This window comes from Vibrio sp. ArtGut-C1, assembly GCF_002105475.1.
Classification (GTDB): Bacteria; Pseudomonadota; Gammaproteobacteria; order Enterobacterales; family Vibrionaceae; genus Vibrio; species Vibrio diabolicus.
In genome coordinates, this window is sequence record NZ_NCTH01000011.1 from 87,458 (window position 1) to 111,679 (window position 24,222).

17 protein-coding genes are annotated in these 24,222 nt (G+C 42.5%); 13 read left to right on the forward strand and 4 right to left on the reverse strand.

The window, feature by feature from the left end; translation table 11 throughout:
* The first annotated feature begins 31 nt into the window (after positions 1-31).
* Genes B7360_RS11930 through B7360_RS11945 form a run of 4 tightly spaced genes read left to right on the forward strand, consistent with a single transcriptional unit; the run spans position 32 to position 5,488 of the window.
* Entirely contained in the window at positions 32-1,297 is a 1,266-nt protein-coding gene (locus B7360_RS11930; RefSeq protein WP_085343568.1) for a site-specific integrase, read from the forward strand.
* Positions 1,294-3,081 carry a hypothetical protein gene (locus B7360_RS11935; protein ID WP_085343569.1) on the forward strand — a complete coding sequence of 596 codons (1,788 nt, stop codon included), beginning with the start codon at positions 1,294-1,296 and terminating at the stop codon, positions 3,079-3,081. The genes B7360_RS11930 and B7360_RS11935 overlap by 4 nt, the downstream gene beginning before the upstream one ends.
* Positions 3,078-5,063, forward strand: a complete 1,986-nt coding sequence (locus B7360_RS11940) for a tyrosine-type recombinase/integrase (RefSeq protein WP_085343570.1) — start codon at positions 3,078-3,080, stop codon at positions 5,061-5,063. Before B7360_RS11935 ends, B7360_RS11940 begins: the two co-directional genes overlap by 4 nt.
* A gap of 8 nt (positions 5,064-5,071) precedes the next feature.
* Positions 5,072-5,488, forward strand: a complete 417-nt coding sequence (locus tag B7360_RS11945; RefSeq protein WP_085343571.1) for a hypothetical protein — start codon at positions 5,072-5,074, stop codon at positions 5,486-5,488.
* Positions 5,489-5,990: 502 nt separating this feature from the next.
* Here the strand turns inward: B7360_RS11945 and B7360_RS11950 are convergent.
* Genes B7360_RS11950 through B7360_RS11965 form a run of 4 tightly spaced genes read right to left on the reverse strand, consistent with a single transcriptional unit; the run spans position 5,991 to position 12,860 of the window.
* Positions 5,991-7,001, reverse strand: coding sequence for a hypothetical protein (locus tag B7360_RS11950; protein WP_085343572.1), 1,011 nt, complete (start codon positions 6,999-7,001; stop codon positions 5,991-5,993).
* A 38-nt stretch (positions 7,002-7,039) separates the two neighbouring features.
* Positions 7,040-8,041, reverse strand: coding sequence for a hypothetical protein (locus B7360_RS11955; protein ID WP_085343573.1), 1,002 nt, complete (start codon positions 8,039-8,041; stop codon positions 7,040-7,042).
* A complete protein-coding gene (locus B7360_RS11960) occupies positions 8,042-12,391 on the reverse strand; it encodes a toxin VasX (RefSeq protein ID WP_085343574.1) in 4,350 nt (1,449 codons plus the stop codon).
* Between the two features lie 16 nt (positions 12,392-12,407).
* The gene (locus B7360_RS11965; RefSeq protein WP_021018079.1) at positions 12,408-12,860 is read right to left on the reverse strand and encodes a hypothetical protein; all 453 of its coding nucleotides are present in this window, start codon (positions 12,858-12,860) and stop codon (positions 12,408-12,410) included.
* A 581-nt stretch (positions 12,861-13,441) separates the two neighbouring features.
* On the opposite strand from B7360_RS11965, the gene B7360_RS11975 reads away from it, so the two are divergent.
* From B7360_RS11975 to B7360_RS12015, 9 genes are all read left to right on the forward strand, one after another.
* On the forward strand, positions 13,442-13,684 hold the full coding sequence (locus B7360_RS11975; RefSeq protein ID WP_085343576.1) for a helix-turn-helix domain-containing protein: 243 nt from the start codon (positions 13,442-13,444) through the stop codon (positions 13,682-13,684).
* Positions 13,685-13,963: 279 nt separating this feature from the next.
* Entirely contained in the window at positions 13,964-14,557 is a 594-nt protein-coding gene (locus B7360_RS11980) for a tyrosine-type recombinase/integrase (protein WP_085343577.1), read from the forward strand.
* A gap of 188 nt (positions 14,558-14,745) precedes the next feature.
* Positions 14,746-15,150: a DUF6088 family protein gene (locus tag B7360_RS11985; RefSeq protein ID WP_085343578.1), complete on the forward strand. Its 405-nt coding sequence runs from the start codon at positions 14,746-14,748 to the stop codon at positions 15,148-15,150.
* A 1-nt stretch (position 15,151) separates the two neighbouring features.
* On the forward strand, positions 15,152-16,093 hold the full coding sequence (locus B7360_RS11990; RefSeq protein WP_085343579.1) for a nucleotidyl transferase AbiEii/AbiGii toxin family protein: 942 nt from the start codon (positions 15,152-15,154) through the stop codon (positions 16,091-16,093).
* A 19-nt stretch (positions 16,094-16,112) separates the two neighbouring features.
* On the forward strand, positions 16,113-17,630 hold the full coding sequence (locus B7360_RS11995; protein ID WP_085343580.1) for a type I restriction-modification system subunit M: 1,518 nt from the start codon (positions 16,113-16,115) through the stop codon (positions 17,628-17,630).
* Positions 17,620-18,897, forward strand: a complete 1,278-nt coding sequence (locus B7360_RS12000; protein WP_085343581.1) for a restriction endonuclease subunit S — start codon at positions 17,620-17,622, stop codon at positions 18,895-18,897. Before B7360_RS11995 ends, B7360_RS12000 begins: the two co-directional genes overlap by 11 nt.
* Before the next feature lie 65 nt (positions 18,898-18,962).
* Positions 18,963-20,300: an AAA family ATPase gene (locus tag B7360_RS12005; RefSeq protein ID WP_085343582.1), complete on the forward strand. Its 1,338-nt coding sequence runs from the start codon at positions 18,963-18,965 to the stop codon at positions 20,298-20,300.
* The gene (locus B7360_RS12010) at positions 20,284-20,928 is read left to right on the forward strand and encodes a TIGR02646 family protein (protein WP_085343583.1); all 645 of its coding nucleotides are present in this window, start codon (positions 20,284-20,286) and stop codon (positions 20,926-20,928) included. Before B7360_RS12005 ends, B7360_RS12010 begins: the two co-directional genes overlap by 17 nt.
* Positions 20,928-24,221, forward strand: a complete 3,294-nt coding sequence (locus B7360_RS12015; protein ID WP_085343584.1) for a type I restriction endonuclease subunit R — start codon at positions 20,928-20,930, stop codon at positions 24,219-24,221. The genes B7360_RS12010 and B7360_RS12015 overlap by 1 nt, the downstream gene beginning before the upstream one ends.
* Position 24,222 lies beyond the last annotated feature (1 nt).

Here is a 24,222-nt window from a genome sequence, read left to right on the forward strand (position 1 = left end):
AACTATAATTGAGTAAATCCAAGGAGTTCAGATGTCGACGTACAAAACGCAGATTTTTTCCAATCTTTCTATTCCTAACACCAAGGATATTAAAATCACCTTGGAGGATGGGTTATATCGCCCTGAGAACATTATTGGAAAAATTGACAGAATTACAGTCGTTGTTAACGAAGATACAGGTGTAATTGTTGCACCTGTCTTTGAATATCTGATGCAGCGTTACATGGAAGGATTGACAAACTCATCGTCTGAAAGCCTTGGTTTAAGACTGTATTTTGAATTTTTATCGGCAGTCAATATGGAATGGGACGTTGGATCTGACATTCCACAACAAAGACCGCTTCACCAGTTTTCACTATATTTAGAGAGCGCATATAAGAAAGGAGAGATTTCTGGCAGTACTGCAAGTGCTTACTTTGACTCGGTTGTTCGACTTTATAAGCATCACCTAAGGTTCTTCTACCCTTTTATCGGACAGCCACTCGAATTCAAAGAGGCGATAATAAAAAAATATGATAATGATTTGTTAAGTCACTTGTATGGTAGAGAGCTGAATTTTTTAACTGCAACATGCAAGCCTCGCATTTCTTCAAATGAAAGAGAGCGTGAACTCCGCCCTATAAGTCTCGATTTCTTATCATTTTTTCTCGAAAAATTATCGAACCATGCCTCTATTGAACTAAACTTGATAGTGCTAACGAGCTTTTTGACAGGCCTAAGAGCAAGTGAAATCGCTGACCTACGACATGACATGATCAGGGACTGGAATGGTCTTTCTCATCACGATATTCGTGTAGGCCCTCAATCCAATCATCACACAAAGAAAAGCATTAATGGCAAAGTAACAGCAAGCCGAAGGCTTCTTCACTTGTTAAAAAAATATAGTTCTAGTTCACATTTTCTCAAAAGGCTAGAAAAATGCCAAGAAAGTAGAACTCCCATATTTCTCACACGATCTGGGAAAATGTTTTCTCAAAAAATAATTTCTACAGAATTTAGACGATTCATTCGGGAATACATTAATCCTCTTTACCCAGATTTCGATCATAAGTTTCATGATCTTAGAGCTTCGTTTGGTTGTTATTTAGTTAAGTCTCTCTTGGACTCTGGCAATTTCTCCAATTCTGAAATCTTGGCTACAGCCCAAACAGCGATGAGGCACAAGCACCTAGCTACAACGGAACAGTATCTAAGATATTGGACTAGAACAGTGGTGCAGCAAGAAATAGATTCGTACACTGAGGAAAAACTATCTGTGGCATTTGACTTCTTAGACTCTCAGGTTGATAGGCTATGATCCGTCGAAGAAAAATAGCTATAAATACACAAATTATTGAAACTGTCTCATCTAGTCAGCAGCAAGAGACAAACACCCTCAATGTTGATTTGCTATTGAAATTCTCAGACCGTGGAACTTCAGACGTTGATATGTCAGCAGCACTTCCATCAGGTTCCTTGGCAGTTCCTGATTTTTCGAAAGGAAGAAGGAAGCTTCTTGTCAAGTTTTGCCAATATATTCGGCAAAGCTTAGTGTCTGACGCTTCGAAAAGAACACGCGCAGTAAGGTTCTCTTTATTGTTAAAGGCCCTTGATGAAATTGGTTTTTATTCAAACTTGGAAAGCAAAGGAGAAGTGCAAAAGGCTCTATCGAAATATAGAGAAATGCTGGTGGCAAGGTATAAAAATCCCAACGTGAAGTTTTCAAAAAGGTCTGCAAACGACTATCGTAAGACTCTTTCTAGTATATCAAAAGGTTTTTTTGATCTTAGTCAGAAAGAATTTGAAGCTGCGTTTCCAACGGTGAGTAATCGAACCTCAAAGTTAACAGGAGCGAGGATCGAACAAGCTGGAGAGGAAGGAAAGTCTTTTACAGTAAAGGACGAGCGTGTATTAGTTAAGGTTCTAATGGCGTTGGCAGAACACTACCAAGACATGTATGAAAAAGGATTTCATCTCAGTGACTCTAAAGCAAATAGGTTGACCATCAACTATGACGACAAAGCTTACACTTCTCCAGTTCATCATACCGCATCAATCAGACATGCAAAATATTACTTTTTGAACATCTCAACATTTATGCGAAGTTTAATGTTTGCCGCGACGACAGGCATGAATAAAGAAGCAATATATTCAGTTAAATCCAAAGACATTCAGATTGGACAAACGCAGCAAAATCTGATTTTCATTCACTGGAAGTGCAACAGAAAAGGCAAAGCAATAACCGACACATTTTGCATTGAAAAATGTAAGCTAAGATTTTTTGAAGAAGTAATTGCGCACTCTAAGTCTGTGCCATTTAATGACGATGATCTGATTTTTCCTTTTGTAAATGAAAACGGTACTGTTAGGCCTTTCCCTGAGACCCTTATATATAGTTACGTCAAAACATTTTTCGCCAGAAGCAGTATTCTAGTTGGTGAGTATGGAGAGATTCTTCTCCCGAAATTTAGGAAGCTACGTAATACTTACGCTCACAACGCGATTACAGATGAAAGCAAGAAGCACACAGTCCTCCACAACTCTATAGGTGTTGCACGGAAAAACTATGGAAGTACGAATGCTCATGAAAACAACAAGTTACTTTCAGACGGTATGTTTGAATATGCAAGCATGTTAATTCAAGAGCCCCACGATATTGAAAAAGAACTTGAAAACGTTGTCGTGACAGACAAACCAAACTCTCACCTAACAAAAACTTCGGACGGTGGTGAGTGCCTAAACAGCTTAACCAGTATTGAAGCGAACAAGTACCAACGAAAGCTGGACAAGCGAGATATCGAAATTAAAGACAAAAAGCATTGTGCAAACGTTTTTGCATGCATGACGTGTCCTAATCACATCTTCGTAGACTCTATCGCACATCTGTATGTGTTGGTCTCTTTCAGACAGCATTTACTCAACAGCAGGTCATCACACCAAGCTGGCGGGCTTTTTGGCGATAAAAAATTATTAAATACTACTATCCGTCGTTTGGATTCATTGCTTAACACAAGGTTTAAAAAATCGAATGTGGAAGCTGCATTTGTGCAGTTAGAGTCAAATGGATTGCATCCGATCTGGGAAATGGAGGGGATTTTTTGAGTATTTTCACACAGTTCCAAGTTCAGGTTGCAAAGCAGTTTGGAACCCCCTGTGCAGAACATTTAAATGTAAATCCTTTGCAAATGACAAAAAATGAACTGCAAAATACAAACTTCCCCGTAACATTTGATGGGGAGAGAAAACCCTTATCTATGTGGAATAGCAACGAGTGGGACTACTCAGGCTATGAAGATGGCAATACAAATCGCGCCAATTATAAGTATATATTACGATTTGATAGTGCTCATGATCCTATATTGCTAATGGAAATAAAATTACTCATCTACGCAATGTTTGCTTCTGAGTACATCAAATCCAGCAATGCAACTTATGCAGTACAGGCGTATAAAAGTATGAAGCCGTATTTATTGGCTATGCAAAATTTAGGCTTTAAAAGTCTTGCAGAGTTGAATGGTTCAATAAAACTACACCAAGTAATGAGTGAGTTAGATGGTTTGTATGCGCCTTCTAGTATTTCTAACGCGCTAGGACTACTAAACAAAGCAAGTCGAATTGAACTTTCACTTTTTCATTTCAATCTCGGTGTTTCACAAGGAAAAAGTCATCACGTAAAAAACAATAGAATCGTTGATATTTCCAAGCAGTACGCGAGAAAAGATGTCAATGGACAAGAGCAAACATTGTACATCCCTTGCAATGTTCACTCGAAAATCATTAGGCACTCTCTGGACATATTAGACCAGCATGAAGAAAGGGCTGATGACTTCTGTAAAATGCTCTTTGAAAACAGTGTTCAACACGACCTAGCAGTAGAAAAGGTACTTGAAACAGGGCTAGATGTAAGCAAGTGTAGGGTAAGATACAAAGACATAAAAACCCTCGGAGAAGTAGTGAATGAGCACGGCTTTAGCGATTGTATAACGGGCAATTGCTCTCACAGTTTACCACGGTATTACAGGCTCTTAGCCGCCGCCTGTTACAATATTATTGCTACATTCACAGGAATGCGATACGACGAATTCATTACAATCAAGACTGATGGCTTCAGAAAACAAAAAGGGATGTATTATGTTCGAGCATACGAAAGCAAGATATCGGGTGGCGAACATGTTGATTACATTACAGCTCCTATTGTCGAAAGAGCATTTGATGCACTAGTCAAGTTACATCAGCCAGTACGAATTCTATGTCCGGAAAATAGAGATAACGACTTTGTTCTATTGAGCGGAAATTCGAAAAAATACCTCCCCGGCTTCAGGGACTATTCTACGCTTAAGAACAGTCTGATTCAATTCATCGAAGTCTTTGACATCCGAGTAGACGGCGAAGATATGAAGCAGCATAAGCTGATCAACTCAGAATCTAGCATTACTTTGAAAATAGGGTCTCTTTGGCCTATCGCTACGCACCAATTTAGACGAACGTTGGCTGTCAACTTTGTAACAAATAACTTGGGAACTTTAGCCGCAGTAAAGCAACAGCTAAAGCACATGTACATAGGTATGACGGAACACTATTCAAAAAACTCAACTCTTGCTGTCGCACAAAAAGTGAATCAGTCATTCGACTTTAAACGATTAATTGAAACAGAATCAGAAGACATCCAGGTTAGTTTATACAAACGGATTCACTACACAAACGAGATCTTTTCAGGAAAAAAAGGAAAAGAGTTACGACAAACGCGAAGTCTAATCTCAGACCCCGAATTTAAAACAGATCAGCAAATTAGACTCATGGTTAAAGCAGGCATTTTTAAGGTCACTAGAACTCCATTTGGATATTGCACAAAGGGTGATTTGTGCGATAAGAACGATGTAGTCGATCCATCATTTTGTGGTGCTAGTTGCGAAACCATGATTATCGCTCGAGAGAATGCATTAAATTGGCAGAAACTCCATAAGAGAAATAAGTCGTTGTTGTCCGGAGGTTTGATCGAGGGCTTCGATGGACACAAGACAATGTTAAAAGCTCAAAACAAAGTCGCCGAAAGCATCATGAATGAATTTAGTTTGGATTACTAGGAGGCACTATGGATAACACTGAGGTAAGGTTGCTCCAAGCTTTGCATCGAATGCTAGATGGAAAACCTATAAAAGTAGACCCTAAAAGAAAAATCAGCCCCGCAGCTGTAGAGGAAGAGGCAGGACTGGCATCAGGTATTTCATACTACTCTTTATATAGCAACACACTTGCTAAAATCAAAGAGGCCAAGAGTAAGCAGAATGTAGATTCAGGAAAAAGCAATCACCGAAAGCCATCAAAAACATCTGATGAATTAAAAAAAGCAAAACAGAAAAACATACTGCTGCAAGAAAAGGTTGATGAGCTAACTAAAAAGCTAGCATTCGCAGAAAAATGTAATGCAGAGTTGTTTTCCCTAATAAATGCAAAAACATTTGACGCTCGACAAGCTGAGAAAAGCCTAAATGCAGACGCACAGAGCTGAAAAAAAATGGATAACCTCGCAAAGTGAAGCGACTAGCGTAACTTTGCACAAATCTAATGTGTACTGAATCTGACACTTATAGTGGTGAAACATGACTTAGTCGTGCAGATGTTCCCTAAACCACCAAAAACGTTACTAGGCATTTTTGAGTTAGCTCCTTCACTCGACGCCACGTTATCAACGCTCGAACGTGGTGATTAGACTCTTCCTGTCGTTGAACATTAAAGTTTTAAACTCGACAATAAAGACTAGAACTATGACATTAAAGTTCGAAACTTATCGTTACTTTTGTCGTAGTTTACCTTTTGCTCTGAGAAGGTTTTGCCCCTTTATTGTTTTCGAGCATGACGACACGTGTGGCTATTGTCTATACACGCCACACATGTCCATAATATTAATCGTGACTTTATATTTAGGTATTGTGAATATACATTCCGAAAGATGAGTAAAGGTAAGTTAGTCCTGCCGCACTAACTTACCTTAACGAGATTGTTCTCAAACTTTAAATCGCATGACCTTTTACCCGATTCGTTTGGTAGTGGGAAACGAGATCATTTTGAGCAGCAAGAGCTGCTTCAACACGTTGTTCAAAGTTATCCGGCTTTTTATCTTTGCGTAAGAAGTATTTTGCTGGCTCCCTTGTAAATGACTCTCCTGTAATTACTGCCTCTTTGCCATGCTCCATAAATGCTAATATTTGAGCTAATGGGTAAGTCATATCACTCTCTCGATGAAAAGAAAGCTTTCCGATATCAATGCCCACGATCCCCATCGGTCTATAGCCCGTTTGTTTTTTGTTCTCAAACTGCAACACGATATTTAAGCCAAGGTGATTTTCTAATATACCCATTTTGTCAAATGACGCCGCGCCAACCCTTCCATGTCGCCACGAGTAGACAATCTGCCGGTTTCTATCAAAGTAAACTTCCGCGTCTTGAGGTTTCAACAAAAAAAGCAACCACAAACCTAAAGATAAAGCGGCCATGAAAGAAAAAAGGCCGATACCGAAAAGGAAATGATCTAGCTCTCCAAGTTGCTTAAGCGCTCTCATGTGTGTAAACAATGACACATCACCGTCTTGCTCAAAATAGACACTGTAGGCTTGAATTTGCTTTTCATTCTCAGCTAGCCTTCGTTGATAATACGCTTCTTCTTCTGTATCACCAGTCTTTTGAGCATCTAGAATCCATCGTTTGTAATCGGGGGCTCTATCTCTGTGGAAGTCAATCATACGCGCAGCCTGAGCTTTGTGAGACTCAAAATCATATTTATAGCTGGAGGCGTAGATAAAATACAGGGTCAACACGGTTAGCATCAGCATCCATGGCACGACAATGGTATTACGGCGAGTATGATAGCCAGTCCTTAACGTCAACAGGTTATCATTGACCCTCATAAAAGGTTCGAGTGGGTCTTCCATCGGAACAACGATCACTTCTGCTCGAAATTGCGCCCACCACTTTGAAAAAGGTTGCGCTTTTGTTGTGAATATTCCTCTAGAGCCGCGATTCATTTATTTCCTCACACACCATCAGGCCTCAAAAAATGTCTTTACATCGCTAACGGTTTAATAACACTTTTTTCGTAGAGCTCGACTAAGTTGTGACTTGCCTCAAGCACTCGTTCTAATCGCTGATCAAAGTTCTTGGGCTTCTTATCATCGAATAGAAAAAATCGTGCAGGCTCGCGCTGAAAAGATTCGCCAGTAATTACGGCTTCTTTTCCATTTTCCATGAAAGCCAACAATTGGGCTAGTAGGTAACTAAGGTCTTCTTCTTTGTGGAAAATAAGCTTATCTGCATCGATTCCCCATACAGCACAGGGCCAGAAGCCACCTTGCTTCTTGTTCTCGAACTGAAGATAGATACTCAACCCCATCATGTTTTCTTTAATTCCGATATCTTCAAAGCGAGCTGCTCCAATACGTCCCCAACGCCATGTATAGACAATACCGCGGTTACGATCAAAGTAAATCTCTGCATCTCTAGGCTTTATAAAAGATAATCCAAAAAAGCAAGCGGCAGAAATCGCGCTGATACCTAACATCAGAAAGCCAAAAAGTGTCCATAACAAATCGCCTTGTCGATACTTACTCTCTAGATAGGTAAATATGGTTGGATTGCCATCCTTTTCTACGTAAACCATGTAATTTTTAATCGACTGGTTATTATATTCTATTCCTTCAGAGTAAGTTTTCTCGTCTTCTATATTATTCTCTTTTTGAGCTTCTAGAAGATACTCTTCCATTTGAATATTTTGGTTTTGGAGAAATTCAACCATTGAAATGGCGTGTTCCTTTTTTTGATCTAAATTAGGAACTACACCAAGCCATAAATAGGTACTAAAGATTGCCGTGAACAGCAAAGGTAAGCCGATTGTGTTTCTTCGGCTATGGAAGCCAGTTCGGATGGTTAAAATGTCATCATTGACAGACATGATTGGTTCCAATGGATCTTCCATTGGGACAACGGCTACCTCTGTTCGAAATTGCGCCCACCACTTTGAAAAAGGTTGTGCAAACTTTGTAAATATCCCCATTTTCTGACGTTTCATCTATTTTCCCCAAGGTGTCTCGTTTGGTTGTTCATCTTTCATACCAATGAGTTTGGTGTTTGTTATTGTATCGCCACTTAATGAGCGCTGTGGCACAACGAGTCCAACTTTAGGCTCATATGACCAAAATAGAGTGACAGGTTGATCGAATTCTACATGCACAATCAAATACAACCCACTTTGTTTAAAGTCATCACTCGTCGTGCTATTTATCGCAGCGGTAACGGCCTGTTTAAGTGCTTGTGTTGCTCTTTCATCTGGCTCAGGCTTTTGCGAAAGCGGGTATGACTTTTGATTTAAATCGGAATATACAGAGCCATAAAGTTGCGATTCCCCTTTGATGAATTCAGGTAAAATAAATTCGTAGGTCAACATCGTTTTCGATGGTCCATTGTAAGGTTTAATACTGCGATCCGTAATGTTCAGTGTCGGCATATAGAAATAGTTAAAAAACTCTTGCGATTCAATGCTTAGTGCAGCATCAAAGTATGGTCTTAAATGCCCATTTTTAGCATCAAAATAATACTTCACTTTTTCGTCTGGATTGATTACTAAGTCACTGTCAGCAAACTCTGCCCAAAATGGATAAGTTTCACTGTTCCCCCAAAAACAACTGTACAGCAAGTTTTCAAAATTGGATTTAGTATAATGATCAGCAATAAACACTCCCGAAACGAGAGTAGCAAATGCGATGGTAAGAGCTACGGGGTTCGCTAACACAGTGACGTACACGGCCAATCCAAGGTAGAAACTAGCTGCGACTTGCATTCCATGACCGATAGCAGCCCCTTGATTACCGGAGCGGTAATGACGGTACGCAGACATGGCATTGGTAATTGATATTGCCATATTTGCAGCAAAAATCAGCCGTTTCATTGCTGTTGCAGTTAGTGTACTCCCTAATCGATTTTCATAAATTTTTAAGTTTGGACCAACTTTGGCAGTGAGCTTTCCGCTCACCCTCGGAAGTGCTTTATTGGTAATTTTGAGTGTACCATGGGCCAAAGTTGCCGTGTCTACGCTAATTGCCGTCATATATCCTGTTAATGCGAATACTCTATAAACCAACCCAGCGTCATTGACAGGGTCTGCTTTTTCATAATCGCTTTGTGATACAATGCTCTGGATAGCATCGACATTGGCATAGAATGACCAAGCAGCAAAGCCTTTATCTAGGGCTTCTCCCGTTAAATGCAATAGTGTTTTAACTGGCGCTTTTTCTACCATTTCTTTAATCTCGGCAGGCGCTTTTTTGGTTATTCTAATTTCATCCAATTTGATAACTCTTGATTTCGCATGATCCGCGATATCGTCCGCCCATTCATACAGCTTACTGCCGATATTCAGTTTACCTTTTCTATATTTATAAGGGTCCACATCAAGCTTGCCTTTCTTGGCAAGGTCTTGAATGATCTCTTCTAACTCTTCTACTGTAAATTCAAGGGTTGCACCAGTACGAGCGATCCCATAAAGGATCTCAATCATATCTGGCAGTGTCTCGGTCGCAAATCGCTTCAGGCCTTGGTTTGCACCTAAGCGAGTTTCTTTGATCCCTGACTTGATATCGTAGACCAAATCAGCATGAACGCTTGCAAGCCAAGGGCCTATTGCTAATGTTAATTTTGTTGGTGCCTCATCCCAAGGAAAGGCATTCTGGCACTGAGTAAATAGTATTTTAGCCGTTTTGAATAGGATACCTACGCTGATGTCATTTTGATCAGAACTAAAACTTTGTCCTACCCAGTCGTCCAGATACGTGATGCCTTCTTTGGAAGCCGTGATCCCATCAAGCAATTCTGCGGTTAAGTTGAGTACTTTGCTCAGTTCAGCTTCGGGCTCCAGTGATTGTTCTGAGCCGTCTTCAAAGAAATATTTGATGTAAGTTGGCAAACTGCCGACTTCATCTATAGCAAGAGAACCAACCATGTATTCATTTATAAGACCCAGTAACTGATGACGCTTCTTGGTTTGTTTTGCTTTATACCCTTCTACCGCACTTTGGTATTTGCTGAGTTCTTGTTGATTTAAGTTATTTTCTGCGGCTTCTTTGATTATTGGGACATCTGAACTTAAACAAGCCTCAGCAAATTTACCAATGGTTAATGGGTAGGCATTATTGGCGTAATACGCCTGTTCATCAGCAACATTGAAGGACAAGATATGATTTAGATCTCGTTGACGACCAACTGGGTCAAACAAAGCCACCAATGTGCCGTCTTTATGCTCGCTATGGCTTTTTTGCATGGTTTCGACAATGCCTTCAGCCGTAAGGTGATAACTTAGTGTGGTGGTGGCGAGATCAAGCCCGTGTGCCATAGGCTTCGCGCTGTCTTTATCTGCCAACCACTTTTCATCGTTATTGCGGTAATCTTCCACAAAGGTACTGAGGTTGTCTTGCGTTGCCGCTTGGCTAAACTCGGTTTGCGGCGTACTCAAATCCACCTGCTGCATCGCTTTTTTACGCAACTCTTCATCGTCGTTCATGTTATCAATGATGGCGGCAGACCATTCGTGCTCAGAGTAGACGATGGAGATTTTTTTCGCTTTCGGCGTCACAAACGCAAAAGGATAGAAAGTGGAACCCGATGAGGTATCAAGCGTTAATCCCTCTTGAGCATTTTCTTCATTGGTGAAATAGTATTTCTCAAACTTTTCAATCACCCCTGTCGGCGTTTGGGTTTGCGCGTATTTGAAGATGTGGAAAGGCGCGGTGTCTTCTTCGCTCTCTTCTTTGATGTACAACCAACCTTCACGCAGAAGGCGAAGCACGTAGCCTCCGGTGTCTTTCAGCCCGCTAGCACCGCTCATTTCTGTCATGCTCGGCGGGGCTTGCGCTGGCATCACTTCATCAAAGAAATTCGCGTAGCCATAGCGCACCGGATAAATCGGTATGACATTATCAATCACCCCAGCCACTTCATTCATGAATGGCTCCACCGTGTCGATGGTTTTGGTGGTATTAACAACGGCTTCAATCGATTCACTCTCAATCGAATGCAAGTCGTCTGCCGCTTTGATGACCTTTACGTTGTCAGTGTTCGCTAACAGCTCGCTGGCTTTGGTTTGCATTTTACTGAACACACCAGAAATGAGGTCGGGTAGTAGCTTCATATACGAGCTTAACGTATCGATATGCTTATCGAACACATCCTCAGACAGGTACGCGTATTGCAGTTTACTGGCTTCATCACGCAAGAAGGCTAACCGACTTTTCAGCTTATTCAGCAGCGCATCGAGTTCACTATTGATGCTCTTTTGTGCCGCTTGCCAATCGTAGTCAGCCAAATAGATTTGTGGGTTGCCTTTACCTCGCGCACGCATGTACGCCAGCATTCGGTCAGTGGTCTCATGTGGTGCTAGCCTCAGCAGTACCGACAGTAGTTCTCCTTCTTCTAGTACTTGAGGCAGGGTATAAGCGAGCAGCGATTCGGTGGTATGCGGCAAGGGTTGATCAAGGTTGCCAATGAGTGCATCACAGGTCTTTGATACATCGAATGTTGTATCTGGGTGATAATGGGTAAAGTGGTGAATGACCTCGCCACTGACCATTTCTTGGAAGTAGCGATCGCTACTCAACGTTTGGCCTATACTGCCCCAAGCCGTGCCAACGGTCTCAATTCTGGTTGGCTGCCAAAAGCCGCGTTGACCTTTGGAAGCGATATTGAAAAAATCCTCATCCGTTTGGCTGTCTACATGGCGAGGGTTCTCACGACGAACCGGAGTCACCACAAACGGGTCTTGACTCTCTTCGACCAGCAGTTTGACTTTGCCTCCCTTGAGCGGGTCGGCATCACTGCGGCCTTTTTCATCCAACGTGGCTTCATACACCGTCGAACCTTGCTCATCACTGAGCTTAAAAGGCGCATTCACCAAGCGTTGACCGTTGGGATGTCGAACACAGACGTCCATGATAAAGGTTTCTTCTAAATCTTCCTCTACGGTGACCGATGGATTTTGCACGCCAAAGCACATGGTATTGCCATTGTTCATGGTCATTTGGTCACTTTGACGTGCTACCCCTCGTCCTTCAATCAGCACGTTAGGTGATGACGTCACAAACTGCGCCTCACCATTGATGGTTCCTGAGCTGACACCTTTCTTGTCCCCGCCTTCATCGCCCGTGCTGGTGCTAAACTTGCTGCCTTGTAGCGCAATGCTGTTGCCGCCATCGGCGGTGACACTGGTTGAGCCATCGACTAAATCAGACGACTTTGCGTTGTTACCGTAGGGAATTTCTTTTGTCGCTTTGCCTACCGTGGTTAAACAAACGTCGGGGACCGATGCGGTAGCTTCACCGCCTGAGCCTTTATGAACGATACTAAGACCATTTGCGCCAATTGTTGCTGCCATTGTGCTTTCCTTAACCTCAGTTTAAGCGTACTTTTGTCGCTTGAATTTTTTGTAATTTATCTGCCGAAGTATTGATGTTTTGGGCGGTGGTTTTTACCGTGCCACTTTTAGCCGTCATTGATACTTGAGTCTCCCCTGAGCGTAGGACGACACTTTCATCGCCTTGAACAACCATGTTTTTGGCTCGGAGTATCAAGAGGTCTTCCTCTAGTAGAGAGGTGAAGATGTCAACAAGGATAGGAAGGCTAAGATCGCCATCCATAAAGTTGATTTGACAGTTCAATTGGTTATCAATAGCGAGATCTATGTCAGAAGCTTTAAACGCTCGGCCTATGACTGCCCATATAGGCTGACCGATTGGATTCCCGTGAAAATTGACTTTAACGCGAGATTTATCTGAGTGAACTTCATAGACTTTACCGATTCGTGGGTAGACCTCTTTTGAAGCATCAGGTTGCGACGATTTCATTGCTGTTTCCATAAAACAAATAACTTTGGATTCTAACAATCGAAATGAATCAAGGCGCTTATTCTTTATGTGGGGAAAAAGTAATTGGTGGTAGTGAATTGCACGCAACTCCCTTTTCAAAGCACTTTTAGGGCTTTTAAAGCGAAGGAAGGGTGCGTTATTTTGTGATATTAACCTTGCACGTCAGACCTTGTAAAAGTGTGACTCAGGTAGCAATAAGGCTATTGGCTATCGCGGTAAGAGAAATCATCTTAATCTATGGCACGGATGAGCACTCTGTCTACAAAGGCTGTGAACTTACTCTCATCCCAATCAACAAAAGATTTAGGGAACTTTCCTGTTAATTCGGACTCCGAGCTTATTCATTTTCTATACAGCTGCGCTTAATTCATGAGCTTTGACGGATACTTCGAAAAAATACAGCGAAAAATGAACGCTGCGAGCTCATTAGAGGCACTTGTAGTCTGGCGAAAAAGGATCAACATTGGTAATTCTGGTTTGCCCTACAAAACTCAACAAGGGCGCTTAGTTGCACATTGCTATACATCGTTCAAAGAAGAAAAAAGTAAGAGGAAAAAAGTATGACGACCTTGATAATGCAGGATGAGGTAGTTCAATGTGTGAAACAAGAGCTTGAATTGACAGGCATTGCAGATAAAAAGCATGCAGCGCCCGATCTCAGCCAATTACTACCAGAAGTGAAGTGCACGATTGTCGAAGTGCTCTTGCTGCATACCCGAGGTAATCAGGCACAGGCCGCACGAATGCTTGGAATGAATCGTTCTACATTGCGAAAGATATATAAACAAAGCCTTAAACGATGAGTGCTATCGATTAGCAAGAAACGGCTTTTGCAAATCCTGCCAATCGCTGCATTAGAATGGTACAAAAGCCGCCAAAGAGAACAAAACGTCCTCTATTCTTCCTCAAGGTGCCTCATCGAAAGTCTTGGACGGATTTTAAAAAGGCACCAAGAAGGGGAGCGAGACTAGAGTAGCCACAACCAACCGTCAAGCATCTTCTTAATTACCAGCACCACTTCTTCTGTATACCATCCACTAACCTTACTAAGGCCACTTCTAAACTTAGACTGGAGGTCAATTATGTGGACGAAGAAAGGTCATCTAACTGGGCAGAAAAAGCCGTTCAAGCTTGAGGATATATGGCGAATTCGCACTCGACTTGAGATCGAAGAAAACATCATGGAACTCGCCTTGCTGAATCTCGCCATAGATTGCAAGTTACGATCATGTGATTTGCTTAGAATGAAAGTGAGAGACATATCTTCTGGTGGTGTTATTCAAGACCGTGTGCTCTACAGTCAAAGTAAAACGGGGCGAGAGGTGCAGTTTGAGATCACTTCCCGTACAGCACAATCGTTAGCACAGTGGATCATGAAAAGCCAAATTACCGCGTCAGATTACGTGTTTCCTAGTTCCAGAAAGCAGGGTAAATCCATGAGCTATAGCCGTTATCTAAAAATCATTCGTCGTTGGGCAACAAAACTTGGCTACGACTCATATCAGTATGGTACTCACTCAATGCGTCGAACGAAAGCAACACTCATTTATGCACGGACAAAGAACATCCGTGCGGTTCAATTATTGCTCGGACACGTAAAACTCGACAATACCATTCGCTATCTTGGTGTTGAAATAGAAGATGCATTAAAGATCTCTGAGAATACCGACTCTTGAACTAGGTCAGCATTTGCTATTGGCAATGGCTGAATTAGAATCTCGTCACTTAAAGTTATTTATTTACATTAACTTATTTATTTTTAGATGTATGGCGATGCCGTTTTTCTTCATTCTGTCATGCCGTATCTATTCCTTGAATGTACACGGTCAGTTATACTGCTGTTATTGTACGTAAGGAGGTTCAAATGACAGCAGCAGACCGCATTTATCAAAAGATAAAGCGTTCAAGACGTTATGTATTTGAACGCAAAGACTTTGATGGATTTGCAAGTTACGACCAAATAGGCCGGGCACTCAGGCAGCTTGTGCAGCAAGGGGAACTAATGAAGCTTGGTTATGGTTTGTATACCAAAGCAAGAATCAATAGCCTCACAGGTAAGCCTATGCCCACCAATCCAGGTGGCACCGATGCCCTTATGCGAGAAATTCTTAAAATGAAAGGCGTTGATTTTGAGATGGATAGTCTATCGCTACAAAGTCTTTCAGGTTCAAGCACCCAAATTCCATCTTCTATTCAGTATTCATGGGACCCAAAACAGTTTAATCGCAAACTGGTGGTCGGTAGCCGTGTGCTGAACTTACCAAGTTAGTATGAACACACTAAAACAACAGTTCCTTGAGGTTTCCGATGCGCTTGAGCTCGGAAACCCAGCCATCATTGAAAAAGATTACTGGGTCGTGGCTTTACTGGCTGAGCTAGCGAAAGTTTGTCCTGAGCATCATCAAATGGTGTTTTCTGGCGGCACTGCGTTGGCGAAATCAAACGTTAAAATTCTAAGAATGTCGGAAGATGTGGATATAAAACTCATCCCCAACCCAGCATTTGATGAACTGAGTCGAGCGAAAAAGAAAGCCGCGAGAAAGGCATGTGTTAATGAGATTGAACAGGCGATCACCCAGTCAGAGCTATTTACCGTTGAAGAGCGTTCTGTGCGAGATGAGTACCGCTACGTCGAGTTTGAACTTAAATACCCGCAGCAGTTTAGTCAAGCACCCTGCCTTCGCCCCATCATCAAGTTAGAGTTAATCGAAACCATTCCATTACTGGATGTGGAGTCGCGCAGCATTCAATCTCTGGTAGTAGAGTTGTACCAACAACCGCACGAAGTGAGTGCATTTGATTGCGTCTCTATCCATGCCACATTGGTTGAAAAAATTATTTCAATGCTGCGCCGTACCATGTCGGTAAAACGCAATACGGAGCGAAGCGATGATGTTGCTTTAGTTCGCCATATTTACGATGTTCACTGCATAACAAAGCTCTCAATGCCAGAACTCGACTCGATTGACGGTCTATTCAAAGCGGTATTGGCAGAAGATATTGCCCGCTTTGGCAATCAACATGCCGAGTTTGTTGCCAACCCCAAACAAGAGCTACAACTTGGTCTCAAAGAGCTTGAGGAAAATGCAATATTCCGCCAACGCTTTCAGGAATTTGTCACGCCAATGGTGTTTAACACCGAACCCCATGATTTTGATACCTGCTTTGCCTCATTTAAACGCATTGCAGCATCGCTAATTGGAAAAATTTAACGCTATTCGAGATAACTTAATGCCAAACTCTACTATCAACCAAGATGAAATCAACAAAGCCGTCTGGTCGGCGTGCGATACGTTCCGTGGCACTGTAGATCCATCTATCTACAAAGACTTCATCTTGACCATGCTGTTCTTAAAATACATCTCAGATGTACGCCAAGACAAAGTCGAAGAACTTACTAAACAGTTCGGAGACAACAAAGAGATGGTTGAAGCCATGCTTGCCAGCCAATCATTTAAAATTCCAGCAGGTTCAACCTTCTGGGATTTGTATGATGCACGTAATACCGCAGGTAACGGTACTCGCATTGACCAAGCGCTGCACGCGATTGAAGAAGCCAACGGCACCAAGCTAAAAGGTGTGTTCCAAGACATCAGCTTTAACACCGATAAATTGGGTGATGAGAAACAAAAGAACGACATTCTACGCCATCTATTGGAAGACTTTGGTAAGCCAACCCTAAACCTACGTCCAAGCCGTGTTGGTTCGCTGGATGTGATTGGTAACGCTTACGAATATCTGATCAAACACTTTGCGGCTGGCAGCGGTAAATCGGCAGGTGAATTCTATACTCCGCCAGAGGTATCGGATCTGCTTTCTATCATCCTAGAGCCACAACAAGGTGACAGCATTTGTGACCCTGCATGTGGTTCAGGCTCACTGTTGATGAAGTGTGGTAAACAGGTTCAGAAGAACTTTGCAGGCTCTAAGCAGTACGCTCTGTTTGGTCAAGAAGCAATTGGCTCAACATGGTCATTGGCAAAAATGAACATGTTCCTACATGGCGAAGACAACCACCGCATTGAATGGGGCGACACCATTCGCAACCCTAAGCTGCAAGATGCTAACGGTGGCTTAATGCACTTTGACGTTGTAACTGCAAACCCGCCATTCTCTTTGGATAAATGGGGACATGAAGACGCAGAAAGTGATCACTTTGGTCGTTTCCGCCGTGGCGTACCTCCAAAAACTAAAGGCGACTACGCCTTCATCTCGCACATGATTGAAACTCTAAAACCTGAAACTGGTCGTATGGGTGTGGTGGTGCCTCATGGTGTGCTATTCCGCGCATCAAGTGAGGGTAAGATCCGTAAACAGTTGATCGAAGAAAACCTTTTGGACGCTGTGATCGGTTTGCCTGAAAAACTGTTCTTTGGTACAGGCATTCCAGCGGCAATCTTGATCTTCAAGAAGAAGAAAGACACCAAGGATGTGATGTTCATTGATGCTTCGCGTGAGTTTAAGTCGGGCAAAAACCAGAACGTTCTGACTCTCGATAACATCGACAAGATCGTGAAAACCTACCGCAGCGGCGACAACGTGGATAAATATGCGTATGTGGCAACGCTCGATGAGATCCGTGAGAACGACTACAACCTGAATATCCCTCGCTACGTGGATACCTTTGAAGAAGAAGCAGAAATCGATTTGATGGCGGTACGTAGTGAGCGTTTGGCACTACAAACTGAGCTAGCCGATCTAGAAGCGGAAATGGCGGGTTATCTGAAGGAGTTGGGTTATGGTGCCTAATGGTTGGGAGTTTACAACATTTGAGAATCATATTGATTTGTTGAGTGGGTTTGCTTTTAAAAGTGCTCAATACACAGAAAACAGTGATGATATTCGTTTACTTCGAGGGGATAACATAGCTCCTAACACGTTACGCTGGGACGGTGTAAAAACGTGGGACAAGCACCAATATGCCGAGTTACAGAAGTACCATTTACGTGAAAATGACTTTGTAATTGCGATGGATCGTACATGGGTATCCTCAGGCTTAAAAGTTGCTGAAGTAACTAAAAACGATCTGCCTTGTTTATTGGTTCAGCGTGTCGCTCGTATTCGATCATTACCTACTCTGGAGCAATCTCTTTTAAGACAATATTTTTCAAGCCATCGATTTGAACAATATGTAAAGGGTGTTCAAACGGAAACGGCTGTTCCACACATTAGTTCAAAGCAAATAAAAGAGTTTCCTTTACTGCTCCCACCACTCCCAGAACAACGCAAAATCGCCCAAATCCTTTCAACATGGGATCGCGGTATTGCAACCACAGAAAAGCTGATTAATGCCAGCAAGCAGCAGAAAAATGCTTTAATGCAGCAGTTGTTGACGGGTAAAAAGCGCTTGATTGATCCTGAAACGGGTAAAACGTTTGGGGGGGAATGGAGTGAATTTAAATTAAGCGATATAGCCAATTATACTAAGGGTTACACATACAAATCCCATGAATACTCTGAAGAGCCAACGGAATATGGCTTTTTGACCTTAAAAAGTATTTTGCGTGGCGGTGGATACAGTAAAAAGGGAATAAAATACCTTAATGAAAAAGTTGACAATAAGTTCTCGGTAAAAGAGGGAGATGTTGTATTCGCTGTAACGGATCTGACCAGAAATGCAGAGGTTGTTGGCGCTCCGATAATTGTTCCTAATCTGCCATATGAAAATATTTTTATCTCAATGGATTTAATGCAGTTAGAGGTTTCATCATCTTTTAATAAGATCTTTCTTTTTTATCTATTAAAGCTAAGAGAAAATCGCAACTTTATGAGGGCACGAGCTAGTGGCTCAACTGTCTTGCACTTAGATATTAAAGGTTCAAAAAAAATGCCACTTAAGCTTCCAAGTAGTATTGAAGAACAACAAAAAATTGCCTCAGTGCTCACCACTGCCGATAAAGAAATCGAGTTGCTAGAAGCCAAGCTTGCACACTTCAAGCAAGAGAAAAAGGCGTTGATGCAGCAGTTGTTGACAGGCAAACGTCGTGTGAAGGTAGCGGAAACCGAAGCCGCTTAATTGAATAATCCCCTTATTCGAGGGGAGAATAGCAGATGTTCTCAAATGATTGAGTTGATAATAATATGAAAATAAAGGCATTAACATTAAAGAACTTCCGTGGTTTTAAAGAGTTTGAATGTACCTTTAAGCCTGGCATCAATGTATTGGTTGGTTTGAATGGGTTTGGTAAATCATCACTCCTTGATGCGATTACGGTGGCATACGGACAGTTTATGAGTGGATTTGGCACTAGTACCGACCGAGCCATCCGTGATAATGATATTCACTTGGGTAAAATTGCCTCGGGTGAACATGGTTTCACCATGGAATCACAATTTCCTGTTGTCGTTTCTGCTCAATCATTTGGTGATTATGTTGATGACTTCCCCATTGAGTGGTCTCGTGCGCGTAATACACAGAAAAGTACGGGAACCAAAGTATCTGAATTGGTTAATGTTGCTAAGCGCTTAGAAAAAATAGTCCAAGATGGGGCGCAACCACATCTGCCTGTTATTGCCTGCTATGGTACAGACAGACTTTGGAATCAGAGCTTTGATACTTCTAGCGACATGCCAAAATTGGGCAAGATGAGCCGCTTAGAGGGGTATCGTGATTGGGATAAGCCGAGCAGTGGTTACAAAACATTTGCCAGCTGGCTCTATCAAGAAACCATGGCAAGTTTTGAACAGTCGATGAAACAGCAGCAACAACGCATGTCTGGCAACCTGGTTTCGGGTAATGTCCATGAGGCTCGCCTAAACGCATTACAAAAAGCTATTAATGCTGTACTGGAACCATCGGGCTGGTCAAATGTTCATTACTCTGCAACTGAAAAACAAGTTGTGGCAACGCACGAAGTACAAGGTAATGTACCGATTTCACTGCTCAGTGATGGTGTGCGTAACATGATTGGTATGGTTGCTGATATTGCTCGCCGAGCGATCCAATTGAACCCTCATCAGGGGGAGCATGTGATTCGAGAGGCACATGGTATTGTATTGATCGACGAGGTGGATATGCATCTACATCCGCAATGGCAGCGCCATATTCTTGGTGGTTTACAAAAGGCGTTTCCAAAGATTCAGTTTATTGTGACAACCCACAGCCCGTTAGTTATCAGTGACATCAAAGGCGTGTATGTGAATTTGCTGGATAACCCAGAAAAAGCCACTCCAGTACCAGAATTATACGGTCAAGATGCCAATTCTGTTTTACTTGAAATCATGGATACGGATATCCGTAATGCTAAGGTCAATGAGAAGTTGGGTGACTTGCTTGATGCTATTCATGACTCTGAAATCGATAGAGCAAAAGAACTTTTGACACGCTTAGAAGATGACTTACCAGCGAGTAACTTAGAACTATCTAAAGCAAAACTTTTGCTTCGTAAGAAGGAGCTAAAAATTGCGAAAGATAACTAAACGCGCAGGATACGAGCCACAAGAACTGACAGATTGGAAGCGCTCTAATCCGAATCAGCGATACCCACAGCTCAAAGACGGTGCTGTTCGCCAAGCCATTAGAACCGAAGCTCTTGCAGAACAATATTATTTATGTGGTCACTGCTGTCAGACTTTGTCTGGTGATGGCGATTGTCATAATGAACATGCTGAAGCACAAGATCTCAATCAGAATAGAACTTTAGATTTCAGCAACATTATAGCGAGCTGCAATACACCAAAGCAGTGTGGGGACTCTCATAAATCTCAACCTCTGCCACTTACACCATTAATGGCTCAATGCGAGACTGACTTAGTGTTTAAACTCAGTGGTCGTGTTTCAGGTAAAACTCCTGATGCTATTGAGGCCATAAGAGTTTTAAATCTTGGGGATACCGAAAAAAATAATAAAAGCCTCATAGAAAAGAGAAAGCAGTTATCTCTCGCTTTGTTGACTGAGCATGCAATTGCTCCAGAGGATGAAGAAGACTGGGCAGAAGAACCAGAGCTGCTTGCAGATGTTATCAATGATCTCCTTACTCCTGATAATGGCAAACTAAAGCCCTTTGCACCTGTGGTTGCTAATGTATTAAGGCAATGGATTGCATAATGAATAACTCTAATCATCTGCCTAACTTCAAAGAAGAACAAAGCGCAAAAATCCCTGCACTAACTTTGCTTATTAACCTTGGTTATCAATTCATTTCGCCGAGTGAATGTATGGTAATGCGTGGCAACAAAACCACGGTGATTTTGCCGCAGGTTTTGCGCAAAGTATTGAGCTTTAAAACCTATTCATTCATGGGAAAAGAGCGTCATTTATCGCAAGCGGCAATTGATAAAATCGTACAAGAGCTTGCCAACCCTGCGATGAATGAAGGGCTAAAAGCGGCCAATGAAAAGCTCTATAACGCGTTAACCTACGGCATTAGCGTGACTGAGTTTGTCGAGGGTAAAAAAGCCAACCCAACCATTCAAATCATTGATTGGGACACGCCTGAAAACAACCAATTTCATTTCACCGAAGAGATGGAAGTTGATAACGCCCGTAGTACAGGTAAACGCACTCCTGACGTGGTCTGTTTCGTTAATGGCTTGCCTTGGGTGGTGATAGAAGCAAAACGCCCTGACAGCAGCATCAATGGTAAACCCACCATCACCGAAGGTATTTCGCAAAACATCCGCAACCAAAAAGTGGATGAAATTCCGCATCTGTTTGCTTACAGCCAACTGTTGTTGTCCATCAATGGACATGATGGCTTATACGGTACGTGCGGTACACCTGAGAAGTTCTGGGCGAAATGGAAAGAAGAAGACATCACCGAAAGCACCTTTGAACGCATTAAGAACACCCCACTGAATGATGCGCAACTGAATGCGATTTTCAGCCATCGCACGCCAGCGATCAAAGATGAATATCTATCACTGATTGCAGGCGGTGATTTGGTGGTGACAGACCAAGATCGCTTATTGGTATCTTTACTGCGCCATGACCGCCTACTAGAGCTAACCCGTTTATTCACATTGTTTGACAAAAAAGCAGGCAAGATTGTTGCGCGTTATCAGCAAGTGTTTGGCATTAAAGCCTTAGTGGAGCGCATCACCTCTTTTGATGACAAAGGCGCACGTAATGGCGGTGTGATCTGGCATACCACAGGTTCGGGCAAATCATTCACTATGGTGTTTTTGTCAAAAGCACTGATTTGGCTAAAAGAGTTAGCTAAATGCCGCGTTGTGGTTGTGACTGACCGTGTGGATTTAGAAGACCAACTTGCTCGCACCTTTGCCTCTGGCGGCGCACTGTCAGATAAAGACAAAAAAGATGCGATGGCAACCACAGGTAAACGCCTTGCCGAGCAAATTGGTAAAGGCAATGAACGTATAATCTTCTCGATCATCAACAAGTTTGGTACGGCGATTAACCTACCAGAATGCTACAACGATAGTCCAGACATTATCGTATTAGTGGATGAGGGACACCGTAGCCAAAACGGTGAAAACAATATCCGAATGCAACAAGCCTTGCCAAAAGCGGCTTACATCGGCTTCACAGGTACCCCCCTACTGCAAGACGATAAAACCGAGAACAAGTTCGGTAAGATCATTCACTCTTACACCATGCAGCAAGCCGTTGAAGATGGCACGGTGACACCTCTGTTATACGAAGAGCGTATTCCTGATCTCAGCACCAACGACAAAGCCATTGATGCATGGTTTGACCGTATTACCGATACCCTATCGGAAAAGCAACGCGCTGACTTAAAGCGCAAGTTCGCTCAAAAAGGTCAGATCTACCAAACCGAAGGTCGCTTAGAGTTAATCGCGCACGATATTTCTGAACACTTCCAGAACTTCAAGCAGCAAGGTTTGAAAGGACAACTTGCTTGCGACTCTAAAGCCTCTGCGATCCGCTATAAGAAGCTTCTCGACCAAATCGGTAAAGTCACTTCAGTGGTTGCGATGTCACCACCCGATACCCGTGAGGGACACGATAACGTCGATAATGAAAGTACCGATCTGGTCCAAAATTGGTGGAAAGAGAACGTCGCACAGAAAGGCTGGAGCGATGAAAAAGCCTACACCAAACACATCATTGCAGAATTTGAAAAGGATGAAGGTCCCGACATTATGATTGTGGTCGATAAGCTTTTAACTGGCTTCGATGAACCTAAGAACACAGTATTGTATATCGACAAACCGTTAAAGCAGCACAACCTAATCCAAGCAATTGCACGTGTTAACCGCCTACACAGTAAAAAGCAGTTTGGTTATTTGATTGACTATCGAGGCATCCTCAAAGAGTTGGATACCACCATTGAAAAGTACCAAGACTTAGCTGAGCGCACCCAGGGCGGCTTTGATATCGATGATCTCAAAGGTTTATATAACCGCATGGATACCGAGTACAAGAAGTTGCCAGGTTTGTATGATGACCTATGGGCAATTTTTTCTGGTGTGAAGAACAAGCAAGATGGACAAGCACTTCGTCAGGCTTTGGCACCTAAAATCGATACGATTGATGGTCAACTGACGGATACCAACTTAAAGCTGCGTAATGATTTTTATGATGCGCTGACTGCGTTTGCTAACTGCTTAAAAGTAGCTCTTCAATCAGCAACGTACTTTGAAGACAAAAGCTTTGATGACAAGCGCCAAGTTTATAAGGACACGCTGAAGTCCATGAGCCAACTGCGCCAGCAAGTACGTGCTGATGCAGAAGAAACCGTGGACTACGACGAGTATTCAGAAAATATTCGCGCCATGTTAGACAAACACATTGCAGGCGTGTCGATTGAAGAGCCAGAAGGTGCTTATCTGGTTGGCAATATGGGTAAAGATGCCAAACCAGAGCAAATGACCGATGATGAAGCCAAAAACAAAAAGGATGTCATCACAGGTCGTGTAACCAAGATGATTGAGCAAGATTTGGCAGACGACCCGTATGCCCAAGAGTATTTCTCAAACTTGTTAAAGCAAGCCATCGAGAAAACCAAGGAGATGTTTGATAGCCCTGTTAAACAGTATCTTCTATTCGCGGATTTTGAGCAGCAGGTTAAAGACCGTGATGTGGCAGGTTTACCAACCGACCGTTTTGCAGAACTTGACCCTAAAATCAAACGCCATGCTCAAGCCTACTATGGACTGTTTCTGAAAGTGTTAGGAGAGCCGTTGCCTCTGACCGAAGAGCAATGCTTTCAGTATGCGTTAGGCATTGATGGTATTGTGCGTAAAGCTGTTGCCGAGTTTTCAATTAACCCATCGGAGATTGAAAACCAGATCCGCTTGGGGCTTTTGCCACTGCTGTTCGCTGATGTAGGTATCGATAAAGCGCAAGCCATTATTACGGATGTTATTCAGATCACCCGTCTTGGCCTGTCTGGTAACAATAAGTCAGGTCGCTAAG

Bases quoted from the DNA above. Each gene is read 5' to 3' on its own strand.
- B7360_RS11985 (WP_085343578.1), top strand. From the start codon at position 14,746: ATGACAGCAGCAGACCGCATTTATCAAAAGATAAAGCGTTCAAGACGT.
- B7360_RS12015 (WP_085343584.1), top strand. From the start codon at position 20,928: ATGAATAACTCTAATCATCTGCCTAACTTCAAAGAAGAACAAAGCGCA.
- B7360_RS11995 (WP_085343580.1), top strand. From the start codon at position 16,113: ATGCCAAACTCTACTATCAACCAAGATGAAATCAACAAAGCCGTCTGG.
- B7360_RS11950 (WP_085343572.1), bottom strand. From the start codon at position 7,001: ATGAATCGCGGCTCTAGAGGAATATTCACAACAAAAGCGCAACCTTTT.
- B7360_RS11975 (WP_085343576.1), top strand. From the start codon at position 13,442: ATGACGACCTTGATAATGCAGGATGAGGTAGTTCAATGTGTGAAACAA.
- B7360_RS12005 (WP_085343582.1), top strand. From the start codon at position 18,963: ATGAAAATAAAGGCATTAACATTAAAGAACTTCCGTGGTTTTAAAGAG.
- B7360_RS11960 (WP_085343574.1), bottom strand. From the start codon at position 12,391: ATGGCAGCAACAATTGGCGCAAATGGTCTTAGTATCGTTCATAAAGGC.
- B7360_RS11980 (WP_085343577.1), top strand. From the start codon at position 13,964: ATGTGGACGAAGAAAGGTCATCTAACTGGGCAGAAAAAGCCGTTCAAG.
- B7360_RS11930 (WP_085343568.1), top strand. From the start codon at position 32: ATGTCGACGTACAAAACGCAGATTTTTTCCAATCTTTCTATTCCTAAC.
- B7360_RS11945 (WP_085343571.1), top strand. From the start codon at position 5,072: ATGGATAACACTGAGGTAAGGTTGCTCCAAGCTTTGCATCGAATGCTA.
- B7360_RS11990 (WP_085343579.1), top strand. From the start codon at position 15,152: ATGAACACACTAAAACAACAGTTCCTTGAGGTTTCCGATGCGCTTGAG.
- B7360_RS11955 (WP_085343573.1), bottom strand. From the start codon at position 8,041: ATGAAACGTCAGAAAATGGGGATATTTACAAAGTTTGCACAACCTTTT.
- B7360_RS11965 (WP_021018079.1), bottom strand. From the start codon at position 12,860: ATGAAATCGTCGCAACCTGATGCTTCAAAAGAGGTCTACCCACGAATC.
- B7360_RS12000 (WP_085343581.1), top strand. From the start codon at position 17,620: ATGGTGCCTAATGGTTGGGAGTTTACAACATTTGAGAATCATATTGAT.
- B7360_RS11935 (WP_085343569.1), top strand. From the start codon at position 1,294: ATGATCCGTCGAAGAAAAATAGCTATAAATACACAAATTATTGAAACT.